This window comes from Frigoribacterium sp. PhB107, from assembly GCF_003751515.1.
Lineage (GTDB): Bacteria > Actinomycetota > Actinomycetes > Actinomycetales > Microbacteriaceae > Frigoribacterium.
In genome coordinates this window covers 118,058-134,614 of the sequence record NZ_RJKU01000003.1, presented here as the reverse complement: position 1 = coordinate 134,614, position 16,557 = coordinate 118,058, and the positions used below count along the sequence as shown (strand labels likewise).

The 16,557-nt window shown below is 73.5% G+C and carries 9 protein-coding genes; 6 read left to right on the top strand and 3 right to left on the bottom strand.

Annotation, left to right across the window (positions count from 1 at the left end; translation table 11 throughout):
- Window positions 1-216: 216 nt before the first annotated feature.
- The 3 genes from EDF18_RS14160 to EDF18_RS14150 all read left to right on the top strand — a co-directional run bounded on the left by EDF18_RS14160 (window position 217) and on the right by EDF18_RS14150 (window position 9,336).
- The gene (locus tag EDF18_RS14160; protein WP_123548473.1) at window positions 217-1,917 is read left to right on the top strand and encodes a ribonuclease J; all 1,701 of its coding nucleotides are present in this window, start codon (window positions 217-219) and stop codon (window positions 1,915-1,917) included.
- Between the two features lie 272 nt (window positions 1,918-2,189).
- Window positions 2,190-3,095: an NmrA family NAD(P)-binding protein gene (locus tag EDF18_RS14155; protein ID WP_123548472.1), complete on the top strand. Its 906-nt coding sequence runs from the start codon at window positions 2,190-2,192 to the stop codon at window positions 3,093-3,095.
- 415 nt (window positions 3,096-3,510) lie between these two features.
- Window positions 3,511-9,336 carry a GH92 family glycosyl hydrolase gene (locus EDF18_RS14150; RefSeq protein ID WP_233569181.1) on the top strand — a complete coding sequence of 1,942 codons (5,826 nt, stop codon included), beginning with the start codon at window positions 3,511-3,513 and terminating at the stop codon, window positions 9,334-9,336.
- Window positions 9,337-9,504: 168 nt separating this feature from the next.
- On the opposite strand, the gene EDF18_RS14145 is transcribed toward EDF18_RS14150, so the two are convergent.
- Window positions 9,505-10,506, bottom strand: coding sequence for a hypothetical protein (locus EDF18_RS14145; protein ID WP_148050103.1), 1,002 nt, complete (start codon window positions 10,504-10,506; stop codon window positions 9,505-9,507).
- Window positions 10,507-10,609: 103 nt separating this feature from the next.
- On the opposite strand from EDF18_RS14145, the gene EDF18_RS14140 reads away from it, so the two are divergent.
- The 3 genes from EDF18_RS14140 (at window position 10,610) to EDF18_RS14130 (ending at window position 13,727) form a co-directional block, all read left to right on the top strand.
- Window positions 10,610-12,007, top strand: coding sequence for an ATP-dependent RecD-like DNA helicase (locus EDF18_RS14140; protein WP_123548593.1), 1,398 nt, complete (start codon window positions 10,610-10,612; stop codon window positions 12,005-12,007).
- 58 nt (window positions 12,008-12,065) lie between these two features.
- Window positions 12,066-12,494 (top strand): DUF4383 domain-containing protein, encoded by a 429-nt coding sequence (locus EDF18_RS14135; protein ID WP_123548470.1) that lies wholly within the window; start codon window positions 12,066-12,068, stop codon window positions 12,492-12,494.
- 303 nt (window positions 12,495-12,797) lie between these two features.
- Window positions 12,798-13,727, top strand: a complete 930-nt coding sequence (locus EDF18_RS14130) for a diacylglycerol kinase family protein (protein ID WP_123548469.1) — start codon at window positions 12,798-12,800, stop codon at window positions 13,725-13,727.
- 111 nt (window positions 13,728-13,838) lie between these two features.
- On the opposite strand, the gene EDF18_RS14125 is transcribed toward EDF18_RS14130, so the two are convergent.
- On the bottom strand, window positions 13,839-16,019 hold the full coding sequence (locus EDF18_RS14125; protein WP_199732456.1) for a choice-of-anchor I family protein: 2,181 nt from the start codon (window positions 16,017-16,019) through the stop codon (window positions 13,839-13,841).
- A 116-nt stretch (window positions 16,020-16,135) separates the two neighbouring features.
- Entirely contained in the window at window positions 16,136-16,516 is a 381-nt protein-coding gene (locus tag EDF18_RS14120; protein ID WP_123548468.1) for a hypothetical protein, read from the bottom strand.
- Between the last annotated feature and the right edge of the window lie 41 nt (window positions 16,517-16,557).

Below are 16,557 nucleotides of genomic sequence, written 5' to 3'. Positions count from 1 at the left end.
GACGCCTCCGCCGAAACCCACACGGGCGGCGAGGCGGATCGCCACGTGGTCGATCTCGACGGCGCTCGACAGCGAGTCGCCGACCGAGACCTGAGCCTCCTTCGCCGGTCCCGCCACAGCGGGCCGGGCAGCCCGCCGAGCGGGTCGACGCCGGCAGAACACCGACACCTCCGTGCGGGCACACCTCGCGCGACTCCCCCACAGAAAGCGGCCAGCATGCCGAACGTAGCGACCAAGCACTCCCTCGACCTCAAGAAGCCCCAGCCCCTGAAGCGCGGCGCCCTGCGCGTCACCCCGCTCGGCGGCCTCGGCGACGTCGGACGCAACATGACCCTCTTCGAGCACAAGGGCAAGCTCGTCGTCGTCGACTGCGGCGTGCTCTTCCCGGAAGAGACGCAGCCCGGCATCGACGTGATCCTGCCCGACTTCACGCCGCTGCGCGACCGCCTCAAGGACGTCGAGGCCATCGTGCTGACGCACGGCCACGAGGACCACATCGGAGGCGTGCCCTACCTCCTCAAGGAGCGCCCCGACATCCCCCTGGTCGGCTCGAAGCTCACCCTCGCCTTCATCACGGCGAAGCTGCAGGAGCACAAGATCACGCCGATCACGCACGAGGTCGCCGCGGGCGACCACCACCAGGCCGGCCCGTTCGACCTCGAGTTCGTGGCCGTGAACCACTCCATCCCCGACGGCCTCGCCGTCGCGCTCCGCACGAGCGCCGGCCTCGTGCTGCACACGGGCGACTTCAAGATGGACCAGTTCCCGATGGACAAGCGGATCACCGACCTCAACCACTTCGCCCGCCTGGGCGACGAGGGCGTCGACCTGTTCATGACCGACTCGACCAACGCCGAGGTCCCCGGCTTCACGACCGCCGAGAAGGACCTGGGCGCCGCGATCGACCGCGTCTTCCGCGAGGCGCCGAAGCGCATCGTCGTGTCGAGCTTCGCCAGCCACGTGCACCGCATCCAGCAGGTGCTCGACACCGCCCACAAGCACGGCCGCAAGGTCGCCTTCGTCGGCCGCTCGATGGTCCGCAACATGGGCATCGCCTCCGACCTCGGCTACCTCAACATCCCCAAGGGCCTGGTCGTCGACCTCAAGCAGCTCAGCAAGATGCAGGACAACAAGATCGTCCTGATCTGCACCGGCTCGCAGGGCGAGCCGATGGCGGCCCTGTCGCGCATGGCCAACCGCGAGCACATCATCAAGGTCGGCGAGGGCGACACGATCCTCCTCGCGAGCTCGCTCATCCCCGGCAACGAGAACGCGATCTACGGCGTCATCAACAGCCTGATCCGCTGGGGCGCGACCGTCGTCCACAAGGGCAACGCCAAGGTGCACGTCTCCGGCCACGCCAGCGCCGGCGAGCTGACCTACTGCTACAACATCGTCAAGCCGAAGAACGTCCTGCCCGTGCACGGCGAGTGGCGCCACCTCACGGCCAACGCCGACCTCGCGATCGCCACCGGCGTCGCGGAAGACAGGGTGCTCGTCGTCGAGGACGGCGTGGTCGTCGATCTCGACCGCGGCCGCGCCAGCATCGCCGGGCGCATCCCCGCGCCCTACGTGTTCGTCGACGGCGCCACGATCGGCGTCGCCACCGAGGACGCCCTCAAGGACCGCCTGTCGCTCGCCGAGGAGGGCCACATCACGGTGCTCGGCATCTTCGACCTCGCGACGCAGAAGCTGGTCGAGCCCGTCGAGTTCATCCCGCGCGGCTTCGTCGAGGCCGTCGGCTGGGAGGACCAGGCCGAGGACGTCGCGGCCAAGGCCCTCGAGCAGGCCACCGCACGCGGCCACGTCGACGGCGAGGCCGCCGAGCGCGCCATCGAGGACGGCCTGAGCCGCTGGTTCTTCCGTCGCCACCGTCGCACGCCCGTCATCACGACGGTCGTCATCGACGCCGACTGATCCGGCCCCGGCCCTGACGGGCCGTGAACCGACGAGAGATGCTCCCTGCACCTGTGCAGGGAGCATCTCTCGTCTGTTCGTGGACCCGAAGCGGGACGAGGAGGCGATGGTCCCTTGACAGCGGGAGCGGCGCACGCACGGCATCGGCGGCCTCACCACGGCGACGGTCGAGGGCGCCGCCGACGAGCGGGTCCGCGCCAGCCTCGCGCCCCGCGCACAGGCGCCGGAGGCGCGGGGCGCGTACTGATGGAGGACCCACGTCAGGAGCCCCCATGCCCACAGTCCTCGTCGCCGGAGCGACCGGAGACCTCGGTCGCCGCGTCGTCCGCGAGCTGCTCGCCCGGGGCGCCGACGTCCGCGTGCTCACCCGTCCCGCGAGCAGCTCGGCCGGCCGCCTGTTCGGCGGGACCGACGGCGTGGTCGTGACCCGCGCCTCCTACGGGGACCCGGCGGCGCTGCGCGACGCGGTCCGCGGCGTCGACGTCGTCGTGTCGACCGTCAGCGGGGTGCGCGACGTGATCGTCGACGCGCAGACCGCGCTGCTCGAGGCCGCGGTCGCCGAGGGCGTGCCGCGCTTCGTGCCCTCCGACTACTCGGCCGACTACCGGTCCCTGCCGCCGCGGTCGAACCGGAACCTCGAGTTCCGGCGGGAGTTCGCGGGCGTGCTCGACGCCTCCCCGATCCGCGCGACCTCGGTGCTGAACGGGGCGTTCGCCGACATGCTCACGGGGCAAGCCCCGATCGTGCTGGCCGACCGCAAGCTCGTGCTGTTCTGGTCGGACGCCGACCAGGTGCTCGACTTCACCTCGAAGGACGACACCGCCGCCGTCACGGCCGCCGTCGCCCTCGACGCCTCGGCTCCGCGGTACGTCGAGGTGGCCGGCGACCGCGTCACCGCCCGCGAGCTCGCCCGCACCATGTCGTCGCTGACGGGCGAGCCGTTCCGCGTGCAGTGGGCCGGCACCACGGGCCTGCTCTCGGCGATGAGCAAGGGCATGCGCCGGTTCTCGCGCGAGACCGACGAGGCGTTCCCCGCCTGGCAGGGCATGCAGTACCTCGTGAGCATGTACAGCGGCGACGGCCAGCTCCGCCGCGTCGACAACGACCGCTGGGGCGAGGGACGCGACTGGACGTCGACCCGCGACGTCCTCGCCGCGCACGTCGCCTCGCGCGCCTGACCGGGAGGCCGGGCCCGGCCCCGCCTCCGGCCCGGCCCGGCCCGGCCTCCGGCGGTGAACCGGCACGAACTGCTGCCCGCACACGCCTGGGGAGCACTCCGTGACGGTTCACCTGGGGGCGAGAGGCCGAGCCGAGGAGGTGCCGCCCTGCACCCGAGACCCGTCGCCTGTACCCCGGAACCAGTGGACACCCCTTGACCGGGGGCCACGGTGCCGATAGGAATGACGAGCTGACGGCGCTGTCATCGACGACAGGTGTACCCCGTCATGCACGGCCGCTCCCGAGCGGCCTCACCCAGATCACGGGATCACCCGCAGGAGCACGACGATGGCGTCAGGCCGTTCACAGACCGATCAGCGACCGCAGCACCCCGGGGCGACCTGGCGCACGCGAGCACAGCGGGCGGGGGTGATCGTGACCGCGACGGCCCTGGCGGCGACCGGTGCCCTCGTCGGCGTGGACGCGGCGAGCGCCGCAGGCCGCGGCGGCAGCGGCGGTGCAGGCGGCAGCGGCGGCGACGCGCGTGCGGCCGCAGCCGTGCTCGGCAGCGACTGGCGCACCAGCTTCGAGGCCGACGACACGCAGCCCCTCGCGAGCACGCCCGCGACGCCCGACGACCTCGGCACCGTGAAGGCCTCGAACGGTCTGCCGCCCGGCAGCTTGCTCGGCCACGTGACGGAGGCCTCGGCGAGCGCCGACAACGCCCCGGGCGAGATCGCCGTGAACCTCACGGACGGCAACCCCGCCAGCAAGTGGCTCGCGTTCCAGCGCACCGCGACGATCACGTACCTGCTCGACTCGCCGCAGACCGCGACCGAGTGGTCGCTGACGAGCGGCAACGACGCCCCCGAGCGCGACCCGCGAGCGGTCACGCTGCAGGGCTCCGTCGACGGAGGCGCGACCTGGGTCGACCTCGCCGACCAGCCCGCCGTGGCGTTCACGGGCCGGGGCGCGACGAACGAGTACGCGGTCACCGCCCCGGGCGCCTACGACGCGTACCGGCTCGACATCACGCAGAACGCGGGCGCAGGCCTCACCCAGCTCGCGGACTGGTCGCTCGGCGACGGCACGGAGGCGGCGCCCGAGTCCGGCCCGATGGTGACCGTGGTCGGCGGCGGCCCGGTCAGCGGACCGAACATGAAGCCCGGCGCGGGCTTCAGCGGCACGAAGTCGCTGCGCTACGCGGGCGAGCACACGGCCGCCGCCGGCCGTGCGACGAACGTCCTGTTCGAGGGCCTCGAGCTCGAGATCGGCGACGACACCGAGTTCTCGTACCGGATCTTCCCCGAGCTGGGCGGAGACCTGCAGTACCCCGCCACCTACGCCGCGATCGACCTCGAACTGGCCGACGGCCGCGTCGTGAGCGGCGTGCAGGGCGTCGTCGACGCCCACGGCGAGGGCACCTCGGCCGCCGACCGCGGCTCGTCGAAGATCCTCTACGCCGACCAGTGGAACTCGGTGCGGGTGCCGCTCGGCGACCTCGCCGGCGAGACCGTGACGCGCGTCCTGTTCGACTACGACAACGCCGGCGGCGCGGTCGGCACGACGTTCCAGGGCTGGGTCGACGACCTCGACCTCGACCCGGCACCCGCACGGGTCGACGGCTCGAGCCTCGTGAACTACGTCGACACCCGCCGCGGCACCAACTCGACCGGCGGCTTCAGCCGGGGCAACAACGTGCCCGCGGCGACGGTGCCGAACGGGTTCAACTTCTGGACCCCGATGACGAACGCGTCGAGCCAGACCTGGCTCTACGACTACCAGCGCGGCAACGACGACGCGAACCTGCCCCGCCTGCAGGGCATCGGCGTCTCGCACGAGCCGAGCCCGTGGATGGGCGACCGGAACCAGCTCGCGATCCTGCCCTCGACGACGGCCGTGACCGCCGCGGACGCAGCCGCAGGAGGCGGCACCGCGCCCGACGCCTCGCTCACGGCCCGGGCCCTCCAGTTCGACCACGGCGCCGAGATCGCGCGCCCTGACCTCTACAGCGTCGACACGACGAGCGGCCTCGAGGCCGCCGTCACGCCCACCGACCACGGCGCCGTGCTGCGGTTCGCCTTCCCGGAGAGCACAGCCCCCGAGGGCACGGGCACCGAGGGCGCGGCCGCGGGCGACCGCACCGGCAGCGTGCTCGTCGACCAGGTCGCCGGGAACTCCGGCCTCACCGTCTCCGCCGACGGTCGGGTCTCCGGTTGGGTCGAGGGCGGCTCGGGCCTGTCGACGGGGGCGACCCGCATGTTCGTCAGCGGTCAGTTCGACCGCACGCCCACCTCCGTCGGCGCGGCCGCGGGCGACCGGACGGGCGCTCGGTACGCCTCGTTCGACGTCTCCGCCGCGGGGGCCGGCAGCGCTGCCGGCGTCGTCGAGCTCCGCCTCGCCACGTCGTTCATCTCGTCCGAGCAGGCGGCGCACAACCGCGACCTCGAGCTCACGGGGCGCAGCTTCGACGAGGTGCGCACCGACGCCGAGCGGCAGTGGAACGACCGCCTGGGCGTGATCACCGTCGAGGGCGCCCGCGACGACCAGCTCGCCACGCTCTACGGCAGCCTGTACCGCCTCAACATGTACCCGAACTCGCAGTTCGAGAACACGGGCACGGCCGCCGCGCCGACCTACCGCTACGCGAGCCCGGTCGCCCCGACCGTCGGCACCGCCACGGACACGACGACGAACGCCGTCGTGAAGGACGGCAAGGTCTACGTCAACAACGGCTTCTGGGACACCTACCGCACCGTCTGGCCCGCCTACTCGCTGCTCTACCCGGAGATCGCGGGCGAGCTGATGGACGGCTTCGTGCAGCAGTACCGCGACGCCGGCTGGATCGCCCGGTGGTCGAGCCCCGGCTACGCCGACCTGATGACCGGCACGAGCTCGGACGTCGCGTTCGCCGACGCCTACGTGAAGGGCGCCGTCGACGGCGACCTCGCGCTCGAGGCGTACGACGCGGCGCTGAAGAACGCCAGCGTGCAGCCGACCCAGAGCGGAGTGGGCCGCAAGGGCCTCGACCAGTCGCTGTTCCTCGGCTGGACGCCGTCGAGCACGGGCGAGAGCGTGTCGTGGGGGCTCGAGGGCCACATCAACGACTTCGGCCTCGGCCAGATGGCGGCCAAGCTCGCGGACGACCCGGCCACCCCGGAGGCGCGGCGTGCGCAGCTGAGGGAGGAGTCGGCCTGGCTGCTCGACCGCGCCCGCGACTACGGCACCCTGTTCGACCCGGCGACCGGGTTCTTCCAGGCGCGCGACGCCGACGGCGCCTTCGCCGAGCCCGCCGAGACCTACGACCCCGAGTCGTGGGGCGGTGCCTACACCGAGACGAACGGCTGGAACTTCGCGTTCCACGCCCCGTTCGACGTGCCCGGCCTCGCCGCGCTGTACGGCGGCTCGGAGGGCCTCGACGCGAAGCTCGCCGAGTTCTACGCGACGCCCGAGGAGGCGGACAAGCCGGGCGGCTACGGCGGCGTCATCCACGAGATGGTCGAGGCCCGCGACGTGCGGATCGGCCAGCTCGGCATGAGCAACCAGGTCTCGCACCACATCCCGTACGTGTCGGCAGCCAACGGCGACCCCGCCACGACGCAGCGGGTCGTCCGCGAGATCACCCAGCGCCTCTTCGTGGGCAGCGACATCGGGCAGGGCTACCCCGGCGACGAGGACAACGGCGAGATGTCGTCGTGGTTCCTGTTCTCGGCGCTCGGCTTCTACCCGCTCGCGATGGGCACCGACTCGTACACGATCGGCTCGCCGCTCTTCGACGAGGCGACGATCCACCTCGAGAACGGCGAGGACTTCACGGTCCGCGCCGAGGGCAACTCGACCGAGGCGGTCTACGTCCAGTCGGCCACCCTCGACGGCGAGGCGATCGACACCGCGTCGCTCAGCCAGCAGAGCATCAGCCGAGGAGGCGTGCTCGAGTTCGAGATGGGCACGCAGCCGAGCAGCTGGGCGGCCCACGCACCGGACCCCGCCGACACGGCGGCGACGCTGGTCGACGCCACCACGGCGGGCCAGGGCGTGCTCAGCGCGAGCGACGGCACCGACGTCGCCCGCCTCGCCGACGACTCGGCGAGCACCGCGGCGACGTTCGACCTGCCCGACGCCGACGTCACCTGGCGCTCGGCCTCCGGACCGGTCACCGTGTCGCGGTACACCCTGACGAACGGGCCGGACGGCTCCGCGGCCCCCACGGGCTGGACGCTCGAGGGCTCGACCGACGGCACCACCTGGCTGCCGCTCGACGAGCGCGCGGCGCAGACGTTCCCGTCCGCGCTGCAGACCCGGCCCTTCGCCGTCACCGACCCGCGGCCCTTCACCTGGTACCGGATCGCGACGACCGGCACCACCGACGGACGCGCGGCCACGCTCAGCGAGATCGAGCTCATGGCCGACCCGACGGCACCGGCCGGAGCCTTCACGGTCAGCGGCAAGCCGGGCCTGACGAGCGAGGCGGGCGCCTCGTTCGAGAGCGCGGTCGCCACCGTGACCCGCGCCTCCTCGACGGGGTCGCCCGAGGCCGGCGGCGGCGACGCCGGTGCCGTGCCCGACGGACTCGTCGCGACGGTCGACTGGCTCGACGGCGAGGGCCCGCAGCAGGCGACCCTGACCCCGACCGCCCTCGGCGGCTGGGACGTCACGGCGCCGGCGAAGGTGTTCGACGCCCCGGCGACCTACACGGCGATCGTGACCGCGACCGACGGCACCGACTCCGCGAGCACGACGACCTCGGTGGTCGTCTCGCGGACGGCTCCGGCGTTCGAGGACGCCTTCGACAGCGTCTGCCTCGGCGAGCCCGGACAGGCCGCGAACTGCGACTACCTGGGCAACGGGTTCTCGCGGCCGTCGCTGGCGGGCAAGGGCTTCGTGCAGGGGACCGAGGTGGCCGTGCCCGGCACCGAGCTGACGTTCGACCTGCCGGCGGTCCCCGCGGGCGAGCCGGACAACGCGACGGGGCAGGGCCAGGTGCTGCCGCTCGACCTCGGCGACGACGTGACGCAGCTGTCGGTGATCGGCACCGCGACCGAGAAGCCGCAGCAGACGGTCGGCACGCTGACCTTCGACGACGGCACGACGCAGGAGCTGCCCATCGAGTTCGGCGACTGGACGGGCGGCGTGACCACGCCCTCGTTCGGGAACATCGTCGTCGCGACGTCGGACGGCCGCACGAACGGGGCGAACGGATCCGACACGGCCGTCGCCGGCGTCTACTCGACAGCTCCCGTGACGCTGCCCGAGGGCACCCGTGCCGTGTCGCTCACGATGCCGACGCAGACGGGCGACCCGCGGTCGGCCGGGCGGATCCACGTGTTCGCCATCGCCACGGACGGGACGCGCCTCGCACCGCCGGAGGCGCTGGTCGCCACGGGCGCGGAGGCCGGCCTGGCCGGGACGGCCGGCGTCGAGGTCTCGGGCGCGCTCGCCACCGTGACGGGCGGCGTCGGCGCCGGTGACGGCGCTGGTGCTGGTGCTGGCGCTGGCGTCACCGCGCTCGTGAACTGGGGCGACGGCACCGCGATCACCTCGGGGACGATCGTCGACGGCGTGGTCTCGGGGGCGCACACCTACGCGCTGCCGGGGAGCTACACGGTGACGGTCACGGTCGACGACGGACGCTCGAGCTCGGCCACGACCACGACCGCGGTGATCGCGGCCGCGCCGGTCGACCCGGGCCCGGTGGACCCGGGCACCCCCGGCGACCCCGGGAACCCCGGCACCCCCGGGAACCCGGGCGACCCCGGCACGCCCGGGAACCCGGGCGAACCCGGCACCCCGGGGGCGTGGACGCCGTCGCTCCGGGTCCTGGCCGACTCGGCGACGCGGGGCACGGTCGTCCCCGTCGACGGCGACGGCTTCGCACCGGGCGAGCAGGTGTCGCTGACGCTGTTCAGCGACCCGATCGCGCTCGGCACGCTGACCGCCGACGCGGACGGCATCGTCCGCGGGTCGTTCACGGTGCCCGCGGCCGCGTCGACCGGGGCGCACGAGGTCGAGGCCCTGGGCGCGACGTCGCAGGTGTCGGTGCGGGCGGCCTTCCGGGTCGTCGACACGGCGGCCGCCGACGCCGGTCGGGCCCCGCTGCGGCCCGGCTCGAACGACGGCTCGCTCGCCTACACGGGCGGCGACCCCGAGTCCGCGGTCGACGCCGGGCTGGTCGCGGGCGTGCTGCTCGCGGCCGGCGGGCTGGTGCTCGCGCTCGAGGCGGCCCGCCGCCGACGCCGCCGACACGAGGTCGCCGCGCGGTAGGGCGACCCTGCCCGCGCGACCGGTGCAGCACCTGACGGCCCCCTCCCCCACCGGGGCGGGGGCCGCCTCCTCGTCCGCGTGGCCGCGAACCGGCAGGAACAGCTGCCTGCCGCCTCCTGGAGAGCACGTCGTGCCGGTTCAGCAGGGTCGACCGGCGGTGAGGACGGCCTACTGCTGGAAGGTCAGGACGTCGTCCGTGCCGATGCTCATCGTGTAGCTCACGGTGAAGGGGACGTCCTCGTCGATCGCGTAGCGGCGCCCGTCGAAGAGCGACTGCGCGTCGACGACGAGGTGCGCCGTGCCCGCGGCCTCGGTGACGAGCCACTGTCCCGACACCGTGCCGGGCTGCACGGCCACCTGCGGGTAGGCGACGATGCTCCACGCGGGCTCGCCCGTGACGCGGTCGTCGACCTGCCGCCCGAAGGGGCAGCCGGCGGGCAGCAGCACCGGCTGGGTCACGCAGTCGGTGTCGAGCATCGTGTCGAGCTGCTCCTGCAGCACCTGCGAGAAGGAGGCGCGGGCCACGGTCGCGACGCTGGCCGACGAGGTCGCCCCCGCGCTGATCACCGTCACGGGGACGGTCGGCGCCTCGAGGTACGCGCTCTCGTGCGACAGGACGAAGCGCGAGGGGGCCAGCACCTCGAAGCGCGTGGCGACGTCGCCGCTCTCGGTGGTGACGCGACGGCCGTCGACCGTGAAGCGCGGGTCGTTCATCGGCGTGACGTCGAGGGTCGCGGTCGGGGTCTGCGCGAAGCTCCAGGCGCGGAAGAAGCCGAAGCGCGTGCCGGCCTGCTGCACGACGAACTGCGACTGGCCGGGCGTGCCGTCGAGCGTGTACGAGAGCGTCACGGTGCGGGTGCCGTCGCCGAGGTCGAGCTCGCTCTCCTCCTGCACGTCGGCGAGGCCGCCGAGCGAGGGCACGGTGAGCAGGGCGTCCTCGAGCTCGCCCGTCGGCTCGATGCCGGCGAGGGTGAGCGCGCTGGCGGTGTCGCCGCGGTCGATGGCGTCGAGGTAGCCGCGCGCGAAGCCGCCGGCGCTGTACACGGTCGCGTTCAGCGCCACGACGGTCACGGCGAACCCGATGACCACGAAGAGCGCGGCGCCGCCCCAGATGGCGACGAAGGGCCACCACGACGACGGTCGCCTCCTCTCCCCCACGGACGAAGACATGTCCACAGCATAGGTCGGCCGAGGTCACGATCAGCCGTGCAGCCGAGGAGGCGCGGGTAGATTGGGTGTCCCGCCTCCCCCGCCCGAAAGGTCCGTGCCGCCCGTGTCCGTCGCCCTCTCCGCCGAGCAGCAGGCCGTGTTCGACGCCATCGAGGACACGAAGGAGCACATCTTCGTCACCGGCCGGGCCGGCACCGGCAAGTCGACCCTGCTGAACCACCTGTCGTGGAACACGTCGAAGCAGGTCGTCATCTGCGCGCCGACCGGCGTCGCCGCCCTCAACGTCGGCGGGCAGACGATCCACTCGCTCTTCAGGCTGTCGATCGGGCTGATCGCCGACCACGACATCGAGCAGAAGAGCGAGCTGCGCAAGCTGCTGAACACGATCGACACGCTTGTGATCGACGAGGTCTCGATGGTCAACGCCGACCTGATGGACGCGATCGACCGCTCGCTGCGCCAGGCCCGCCAGCGCCGGTCCGAGCCGTTCGGCGGCGTGCAGGTCGTCCTCTTCGGCGACCCGTACCAGCTGCCCCCGGTGCCCGGCGACGCCGAGGAGCGGGCGTACTTCCGCGACAACTACCGGTCGATGTGGTTCTTCGACGCGCACGTCTGGCACGAGGCGTCGCTGCGCATCTACGAGCTGGCGTTCATCCACCGGCAGACCGAGGGCGACTTCAAGGAGATGCTCAACGCCGTGCGCCACGGCCGCGTCACCGCCGAGATCGCCGGCGCGCTGAACGGCGCCGGGGCACGACCCGCGCCGACCGACGGCACCGCCATCACGCTCGCGACCCGCAACGACACCGTCACCCGCATCAACAAGGTCGAGCTCGAGCGGCTGCCCGGGCGCGTGCTGACGGCCAAGGCCGAGGTCAGCGGCGAGTTCGGCGGACGCACGTTCCCCGCCGACGAGGCGCTCGAGCTGAAGCGCGGGGCCCGGGTGATGTTCCTCCGCAACGACCAGGACCAGCGCTGGGTCAACGGCACCACCGGCACCGTGACGAAGGTGCGCGACACCGTCTTCGTCGAGGTCGACGGCGAGGAGCACGAGGTGCAGCCCGCCGTGTGGGAGAAGTTCGCCTACTCGTGGTCGGCCTCGACCAAGCAGCTCCGCAAGGACGTCGTGGCCGAGTTCACCCAGTTCCCGCTGCGCCTCGCCTGGGCCGTCACCATCCACAAGTCGCAGGGCAAGACGTACGACAGCGCCATCGTCGACCTGGGCACGCGCGTCTTCAGCGCCGGGCAGACCTACGTCGCGCTGAGCCGCATCACCGCCCTCGACGGGCTCTACCTGACCCGGCCGCTGCGGCCGGCCGACATCATCGTCGACCTCGACGTGCGGCGGTTCATGAGCCAGGCGACGCGGGTGCCCGCGATCCGCGCGGCGGAGGACGCGGCAGCAGCGGCGGACGGCGGCGCCTCAGCTGACGGCGTGGGGACGGAGACGGCGGACGCCACCGGGGCCGGCTCGGGTGCCGCGGCGGCGTCCTCGAGCTGAGCCGCGCCTCCTGCGGGGTGCCGCACCTCCCCCGGGGACGCTCTGGCATGATCGGGGTATGACCACGACGACTCCTGCCGCCTACGAGCCCACGATCCGCGAGTCGCCGAACCGCGCGGCTGCACTGACGATCGGCACGATCGTCCTGCTGGTCGGCGCCTGCGCCTTCCTGGCCGAGAACATGGGCTCGTTCTTCGACACCACGGGCGCGGCCTTCGGGTTCCTCAACGTCAACCCGGCGCTCGTGGTCATCTGGGTGCTCTCGGGGGCGGCCCTGCTGATCGCAGGCGCCTCCGGCCGGGGCCCTGCCCGGACCATCAACACCGCCGTCGGCCTGCTCTTCGTGGTGCTGGGCGTCGCCGGGTTCCTCGTGCGCGACACCGAGGTCAACTTCCTCGCGCTCAACCTGGGCGACGACGTCCTGCACCTGGCGGCCGGCGCCGTGCTGCTGCTCACCGCGATCGGTGCGGAGCGCCGCCGCCGCTGAGCTGCTGCTGCTGGTGCCGCGCGGCACCGCGCAGCTGCCGCGTGGTTGCGGGGTCGCCGCGCCGCATCGCACCGCGTTTCGGACACTGCACCGGGTCTAGACCCGGTGCAGTGTTCGTTTCCCGGTGCAGTGCGCTTCCGCGCACGGTGGGCCTAGATCGGCGGGGAGGAGGGACGGGGACGGTGCGGGCCCACGCCTTCCTCGTTCCATGCCTCCTACATAGCCAGGCCAGGCCGGTCGCCGGGCGGGCCGCCGGGCACAGCCGCCGGGGCGGCGCGGCGCCCGCGCTGACATGATCGGGGGATGGAACCGACTCCCCGCCGCCGCGTCGTCGTCGCGATCAACCCGTCGGCGTCGTCCGGACGCGGACGAGGCGTGGGCGACGCCGTCGTCGACGCCCTCCGCGCGGCGGGCCACGACGTCGTCCCGCTCCGCGAGCCCACGGTCGAGGCCCTCGCCGCGGCCGCGCGTGCGCAGGTGCTGACCCTCCCCCACGCCCTGGTCGTCGTGGGCGGCGACGGTGTCGTCAACCTCGGCGTGCAGCTCGTCGTCGGCGTGCCGGTCGCGCTGGGGATCGTGCCGACGGGCACCGGCAACGACATGGCCCGCACCCTCGGGATCCCGCACGACGACCCCGAGGCCGCGACGCGCCTCCTCGTCTCCCTGCTCGACCGGCCGCCGCTCGTGATCGACGCGGGCAGGGTGACGCGCGGCGACGAGTCCACCTGGTTCGGCTGCATCGTCTCGGCCGGCTTCGACGCCGTGGTGAACGAGCGGACGAACGCCCTGCGCTGGCCCGCGGGCCGGCGCCGCTACGACCTCGCCCTGCTGATCGAGCTGCTGCGCCTGCGGCCGCTCTCGTACCGGCTCGAGCTCGACGGCGACTCCCGCGAGGTGCGGGGCACGCTGGTCACCGTCGGCAACGGGCGCTCCTTCGGCGGAGGCATGACGGTGCTGCCCGACGCGCGCCTCGACGACGGCCTGCTCGACGTGCTGATCGTGGAGCGGCTCGGGCGGCTGCAGTTCCTGCGGCTGTTCCTCAAGGTCGCGAAGGGCACGCACCTCGCTGACCCGCGGGTGCACGTGCACCGCGTGCGGAAGGTCGTCATCGAGTCGGGCGACGGGATCGTCGCCTACGCCGACGGCGAGCGCGTCGGGCCGCTGCCGGTCACGGTCGAGGTCGCGCCCGGCGTGCTGCACGTCATCGCGCCGGCCGCCTCGGCCTCCGCCTGAGGGCGCGCCCGACCCCGACCTCCTCCCGCGGGGACAGACGAGAGGCCCCGGATCGACCGTCGCCCGCGAGGGGAGGTCGACTCGGGGCCTCTCGTGAGGGCCGAGGAGGCGTCAGCCGCGCAGGCGGGCCGCCCTGCGACGAGCGCGGACCAGCAGCACGGCGCCGAGGGCGACGAGTCCGCCCGCGAGGGGCAGGGCCCAGGAGACCAGCTCCGAGCCGGTGTAGGCCAGGCCGTCGCGGGTCGTGCCGGCTGCGGTCGACGTGCCCGCGCCTCCTGCGCCGTTCCCGGATCCCGGGGCGCCCGCGCCCGCGCCCGGCGTGCCGGCACCGGCGCCGGCGCCTGCGCCCGGCGCACCCGCGCCGTCGCCCGGCGCGACGACCGGCGGGTCCACCACGATCGGCGGCACGACGACGGGCGGCTCGACCGCCGCGGGCACCGTGATCGCGAAGAGCGTCGTCGTGCCCGAGACCTCGTTGCCGACGGCGAGCATGGGCTCGCCGGTCGCCGAGTCGGCGGCGGGGATGAACGCGAGCCCCTCCGGTCCGAGGTCGCCCGCGGCCGACAGCGCGGCCGGCGAGGCGTCGGCCGGCGGCGCCGTGAAGTCCCGGTTGTTGACGTAGGCCACGAAGGAGGCGGCGGTCGGCACGGTCACGTCGTAGACGGCGATCCCGCCCACGCGCTCGAAGCCGATGAAGGCATAGGTGCGTCCGTCGATCTCGCCCAGGGCGACGCCCTCCGGCTCGGGTCCCTTGTCGTCGCTGCGGCCGTCGAGGGCCGACTCCGTGTGGTTCGAGTTGAAGAACTCGGGCGCGGCGGCCGCGGTGACCTCCTCGAAGTCGGAGCCCGAGTCGAAGACCTGCTGACCGCTCGCGTCGAGGATGCTGAACGACCGCGACCCGAACGTGTAGAGGGTCTCGTAGCAGGAGCCGTCGGCGCTGAGGCCGTTCGCCGTGGTGACGTTGAGGCGGCCGAGCGCGGCGGGCGCCAGCGAGCCGGCGGCGGGCGACGTGGCGCAGACCGGCGGGACGCCGCCCCGGCCGAGGGCGCTGACCCGCGACACCTCGCTGTAGCCGTCCCAGTCGCGCGAGTCGCCCTCGTTCGCCGTGACGACGTAGGTCGAGCCGCCGACCTCGTAGCTGGCGATCGTGTCGGGCATCAGGTAGCCCTCGACGCCGGCCCAGGTGCCGATTGCGATCGCGGGGCCGCCGCCGGCACCGTCACGGTCCGACGGGTCGAAGGGCACCACCGCGCGGTCGACGGTGCCGAGCGGCACGACCTCGGTGACGGTCGCCGAGGCGACGTCGACGATCGCGAGGGCGTTCGCCTCCTGCAGCGAGACCCACGCGGTCGCGCCGTCAGCCGAGAACGTGGCGTACTCGGGCTCGAGGTTCTCGCTCACGGGGAACAGCAGGGGCGACTCGGGCGTGACGGTGCCGGCGTCCTCACGGCCGCCGAAGATCCGCACCTCGGGGTCGAGCACCGAGCTGCCGCCCGCCTCGAAGTCGTGGAAGTCGGCTGTGCTGACGGCCGACTGCGCGGGCGCGGAGACGGTCGCGGGCGCCTCGACGATGCTGATCGTGCCCTCGGGGTCGACCGAGTAGTCCTCGGCGGGCTCGCCCTCGTTCGCGACGATCACCCGGGCGCCGTCGGGGCTGAAGGCGACCATGTCGGGCAGCGAGCCGACGCGCACGGCGCCCAGGGCACCTCCGTCGCCCGCGGCGTCGAAGAAGACGACCCAGCCGAGGTCGGTCTTGTCGTCGCTCTCGACGGCGACGGCGCCGAGGCCGTCGGCCCGCACCGAGACCGAGTTGGCGACGGCGCCCGCGGGCACGACCGAGCCGTCGGCGGCCGTGACGCCCGTGGTCTGCACCGTGAAGCCGGCCGAGACGGGCGCTGAGGGCGTGCCGACGTCGAGGACCTCGACGACCGCCTCCGCCGCGTTGACGACGAGGAGGCGGTGCAGCGTCGTGCCGGAGGCGTCCCGCGCCGGGCCGGTCCAGTGCTCGACGATCTCGGCGGCGCTGGCGTCGAAGGTGCCGGTCTCGTACGAGCCGACCGGCTGCAGGTCGAAGGCCTCCTGGTCGGCGAAGACCTCGATCGGGGCCGCGACGACGGCCGCGCTCGCGGGCGCCGAGAGGCCGATCAGGCCGGCGGCGGCGAGGGCCGCGGTGCCGGTGAGGGCGACGGTGCCGAGCGGGCGCCGGACGCGGGCTGCCCGCGAAGGGGTCGAGGCAGCGGCCGGTGCGGAGGACGGTGTCGTGGGGCGGGAGGCCGGGCGGCGTGCGCGCATGCGGGAGCTCTCTCTGGTGCGGTCGGGTCGACCGGGTCGGTCGTGCGTTCGGGACGGTCGGGCGTCGGGACGCCACGACCATATGCACGACACGTGCCGCAGAGATGGCCGCCGGGTTAACGGCTGGGGCTGTCGTCCTCGTCGTCGAGGCCGAACTGCTCGGTCTCGAGGTCGACGACCTGGGTGCCCCGCGGCACCGACACGGGCGACGGACCGGCGAGCGCGGCCGTCCGGCTCGCGAGCTCGGCGACGAGGCGCTCGTCGAGGATCTCGTCGCCGCGGGCCTCGTCGACGCTGAGCGAGTCGGAGGTCAACATCTGGCTCGCCGGCCCGACGAGGATGCTGAAGACCCGGGGCGCGCCGTTCCGGTCCACGGCGGGGACGTCGATCGAGTCCGACCGCCCCTTCATCGCGAGGGCCTGCGCGTAGGCCATGACCGCGTCGGCGATGTCGTCGCCGGTGACCAGGTGGTCCTCGGCGTAGCTGATGCGCTTCATGCGGGCTCTTCCGGTTCACCCGGGGGAAGGTCCCACGGGCT